General features: G+C 71.2%; 5 protein-coding genes. All 5 read left to right on the top strand.

The genetic code is table 11. The features are described from left to right. Nucleotides 1–945: 4-hydroxy-2-oxovalerate aldolase (gene dmpG / locus KBX53_RS26345; RefSeq protein WP_210862215.1), on the top strand; the 945-nt coding region annotated here is incomplete at its 5' end. Beyond that, nucleotides 942–1,715, top strand: a complete 774-nt coding sequence (locus KBX53_RS26350) for a 2-keto-4-pentenoate hydratase (RefSeq protein WP_210862217.1) — start codon at nucleotides 942–944, stop codon at nucleotides 1,713–1,715. The genes dmpG and KBX53_RS26350, both read left to right, overlap by 4 nt. After that, nucleotides 1,712–2,134 carry a RidA family protein gene (locus KBX53_RS26355; RefSeq protein ID WP_030333497.1) on the top strand — a complete coding sequence of 141 codons (423 nt, stop codon included), beginning with the start codon at nucleotides 1,712–1,714 and terminating at the stop codon, nucleotides 2,132–2,134. The genes KBX53_RS26350 and KBX53_RS26355 overlap by 4 nt, the downstream gene beginning before the upstream one ends. Then, nucleotides 2,131–2,655: a 3-hydroxyanthranilate 3,4-dioxygenase gene (locus KBX53_RS26360; RefSeq protein ID WP_030333499.1), complete on the top strand. Its 525-nt coding sequence runs from the start codon at nucleotides 2,131–2,133 to the stop codon at nucleotides 2,653–2,655. The genes KBX53_RS26355 and KBX53_RS26360 overlap by 4 nt, the downstream gene beginning before the upstream one ends. Further along, nucleotides 2,655–3,558, top strand: a 904-nt coding sequence (locus tag KBX53_RS26365) for an amidohydrolase family protein (RefSeq protein WP_210862220.1), incomplete at its 3' end; no start/stop codon positions are given. The genes KBX53_RS26360 and KBX53_RS26365, both read left to right, overlap by 1 nt.

Below are 3,558 nucleotides of genomic sequence, written 5' to 3' on the forward strand. Positions count from 1 at the left end.
GGTCACGGCGCGGCCAGCGACGCCGAGTGGATCTCCGCAGCCGCCGAGGTGCTGACCACCGCGAAACTGACCACCCTGCTGCTGCCGGGCATCGGCACCATCGCCGACCTGAAGGCGGCGAAGGCGCTCGGGGTAACCAGCGTGCGGGTCGCCACCCACTGCACCGAGGCGGACATCTCCGCCCAGCACATCTCCTGGGCCCGCGAGAACGGCATGGACGTGGCCGGGTTCCTGATGATGTCGCACATGAACGACGCGGCCGGGCTGGCCGGTCAGGCCAAGCTGATGGAGTCGTACGGCGCGCACTGCGTCTACGTCACCGACTCCGGCGGGCGGCTGCTGATGTCCGACGTGGCGCAGCGAGTCGACGCGTACCGGCAGGTCCTCGCCCCGGACACGCAGATCGGCATCCACGCCCACCACAACCTGTCGCTCGGGGTGGCCAACAGCGTGCTCGCCGTCGAGCACGGGCGGGTCACCGGGTCCGCGCCGGTCGGCCCCGACGCGGCGCACGGCCGGACCGTCCGGGTCGACGCCTCGCTCGCCGGCATGGGCGCGGGCGCCGGAAACGCCCCGCTGGAGGTCTTCGTCGCGGTCGCCGAGCTGCACGGCTGGAAGCACGGCTGCGACGTGTTCGCGCTGATGGACGCGGCCGACGACATCGTCCGCCCGCTGCAGGACCGGCCGGTCCAGGTGGACCGGGAAACGCTCTCCCTGGGGTACGCGGGGGTCTACTCCAGCTTTTTGCGGCACGCCGAACGGGCGTCGGCGAAGTACGGCGTGGACGTCCGGTCGATCCTGGTCGAACTGGGCCGCCGCCGGATGGTCGGCGGCCAGGAGGACATGATCGTCGACGTCGCACTCGACCTGGCCGGCAACGAGCCGGCGGTGAGTGAGCCGGGTTTGCGAGCCCCGCAGCCGCGAACGGAAGGTGGCGCAGCATGATCGGACCGGACATCGCCGGGATCGCCGAGAAGTTGGGTACGGCGGCCGACACGGCCACCCCGATCCCGCAGCTCGCCGCCGAGACCGGCCTCGACGTGGACACCGCGTACGCCGTGCAGGCCGCGCTGCTGCACCGCCGGCTGAACGCCGGTGAACGGTTGGTCGGGTTGAAGATGGGGCTGACCAGCAGGGCGAAGATGGCCCAGGTCGGTGTGGACGAGGTGATCTGGGGGCGGCTCACCAACGCGATGCGGGTGCCCGACGGCGGCGCCGTGGACCCGGCCGCGTACATCCATCCCCGCGTCGAGCCGGAGGTGGCGTTCCTGCTGGACCGGCTGCCCGAGCCGGGCGAACCGGTCGGCGACTTCACCACGGCGGTCCGCGCTGTCGCCCCGGCCATCGAGTTGATCGACTCCCGGTACGCGGACTTCCGCTTCTCCCTGCCGGACGTGATCGCTGACAACACCTCTGCCGCCGCCTTCGTGATCGGGCCGTGGTCGCCGGTGCCGGCGGGGCTGGACAACCTCGGCGTGCTGCTGGAGGTCGACGGGCGGGTGGCGCAGGTCGGCTCGACGGCGGCGATCCTCGGTGACCCGCGTCGGGCGCTCGACGAGGGCATCCGGCTGGCGGGCGGGCACGGGGTGCGGCTGGAGTCGGGGTGGGTCTTCCTGGCCGGTGCCGCGACCGCCGCGGTGCCGTTGCGTCCCGGTGCCCATGTCCGCGCGGTCGTCGAGAAGCTCGGCACGGCGTCGCTCCGGGCGTCGTCGTGACCGCCCGGGTCGTCGCCGGGAAGGCCGTTCCTCGGGGGGCGTTTCCGCATGTCAAGGTGGCGGGTGGGTTCGTCTTCGTCTCCGGTACGTCGTCCCGGCGGCCGGACAACAGCTTCGCGGGCGTCGAGGTGGACGAGTTCGGCACCACGAACCTCGACATCCGGGTGCAGACGCGGGCCGTGATCGAGAACATCGGCGATCTGCTGCGCTCGGTCGGCGCGGACCTCACCGACCTCGTCCAGGTGACGACGTACCTGGTCAACATGAATGACTTCGGTGGTTACAACGAGGTGTGGGCGGAGTTCTTCGACGCCTCCGGACCGACCCGTACCACGGTGGCGGTGCACCAGCTGCCGCACCCGCACCTGCTGATCGAAATCCAGGCCGTGGCCCTTCTTCCCTCGGGAGGTCAGTCGTGAGTGAGATCGCCGAGCCGTTCAGCTTTCCGGGCTGGATCGCCGACAACCAGCACCTGTTGAAGCCCCCGGTGGGCAACAAGGAGATGTTCCCCGGCGGGGACGACTTCATCGTGATGGTGGTGGGCGGGCCGAATCAGCGCACCGACTTCCACGTGGACCCGTACGAGGAGTTCTTCTACCAGGTCAAGGGCAACATGCACATCAACCTGGTCACTCCCGAGGGGCCGCGTACGGTGCACGTGCGCGAGGGTCAGATGTGGATGCTGCCGCGCAACACCCCGCACTCCCCGCAGCGGCCCGAGGCCGGCTCGATCGGCGTGGTCGTCGAGCGGGTCCGCGAGGAGGGCACGCTGGAGACGTTCCAGTGGTACTGCCCCGAGTGCGGGCACAAGGTGCACGAGGTGGAGTTGCAGGTCCGCGACATCGCCGCCGACCTGCCGCCGGTGTTCCAGGCGTTCTACGCCGACGAGGCGGCGCGCACCTGCGCCAACTGCGGCACCCTGCACCCGGGTAAGGGCTGATGCCCGCAGCCGTTGTCGACGTGCACACGCACGTCGTACCGAAGGGGTGGCCGGACCTCGGCGCGGCGTGCGGCGGGTCCGGCTGGCCGTGGTTGCGGGTGGACTCCGAGCGCGCCGCCATGATCATGGTGGGGGAGACGGAGTTCCGCCCGGTCGGCGCGGAGTGCTGGGACGCCTCGACGCGACTGGCCGACATGGACGCCGACGGGGTGGCCGTGCAGGTGGTCTCGCCGACCCCGGTCTTCTTCAGCTACGACCGCCCGGCCGACCAGGCGGTCAAGGTCGCCCGGATCTTCAACGACCTGACCCTGGAGGTCACCGCGGCCGGCGGTGACCGGCTGGTGCCGTTCTGCCAGGTGCCGTTGCAGGACCCGGACGCCGCCTGCGCCGAGCTGGACCGCAGCCTCGCCGCCGGGCACGTGGGCGTGGAGATCGGCAACCACGTCGGCGACCGCGACCTGGACGACGCCGGTGTGGTCACCGTCCTGCAGCACTGCGCCGAGGTGGGCGCACCCGTCTTCGTCCACCCGTGGGACATGCCGGGCGGACCGCGACTGGACCGCTGGATGGCCCGGTGGCTCACCGGGATGCCCGCCGAGACGCACCTGTCGGTGCTGGCGATGATCCTCGGCGGGGTCTTCGACCGGGTGCCGCAGACGCTGCGGATCTGCTTCGCGCACGGTGGTGGCAGCTTCCCGTTCTGGCTGGGTCGCGCCGACAACGCCTGGCACCGCCGCGGCGACCTGGTCCGGGGCGCGTCCGCCGCCCCGCCCAGCAGTTACGTCGACCGGTTCAGCGTCGACTCGGTGGTCTTCACGCCGCCCGCGCTGCGGCTGTTAGTGGACACCATGGGGGAGGACCGGGTGCTGATCGGCAGCGACTACCCGTACCCGCTTGGCGAAC

Origin of the sequence: Micromonospora sp. M51, from assembly GCF_018070305.1 — a bacterium.
Taxonomy (GTDB): Bacteria; Actinomycetota; Actinomycetes; order Mycobacteriales; family Micromonosporaceae; genus Micromonospora; species Micromonospora parva.

Coding starts and splice junctions, on each gene's coding strand:
- KBX53_RS26350 (WP_210862217.1), top strand. CDS start 942: ATGATCGGACCGGACATCGCCGGGATCGCCGAGAAGTTGGGTACGGCG.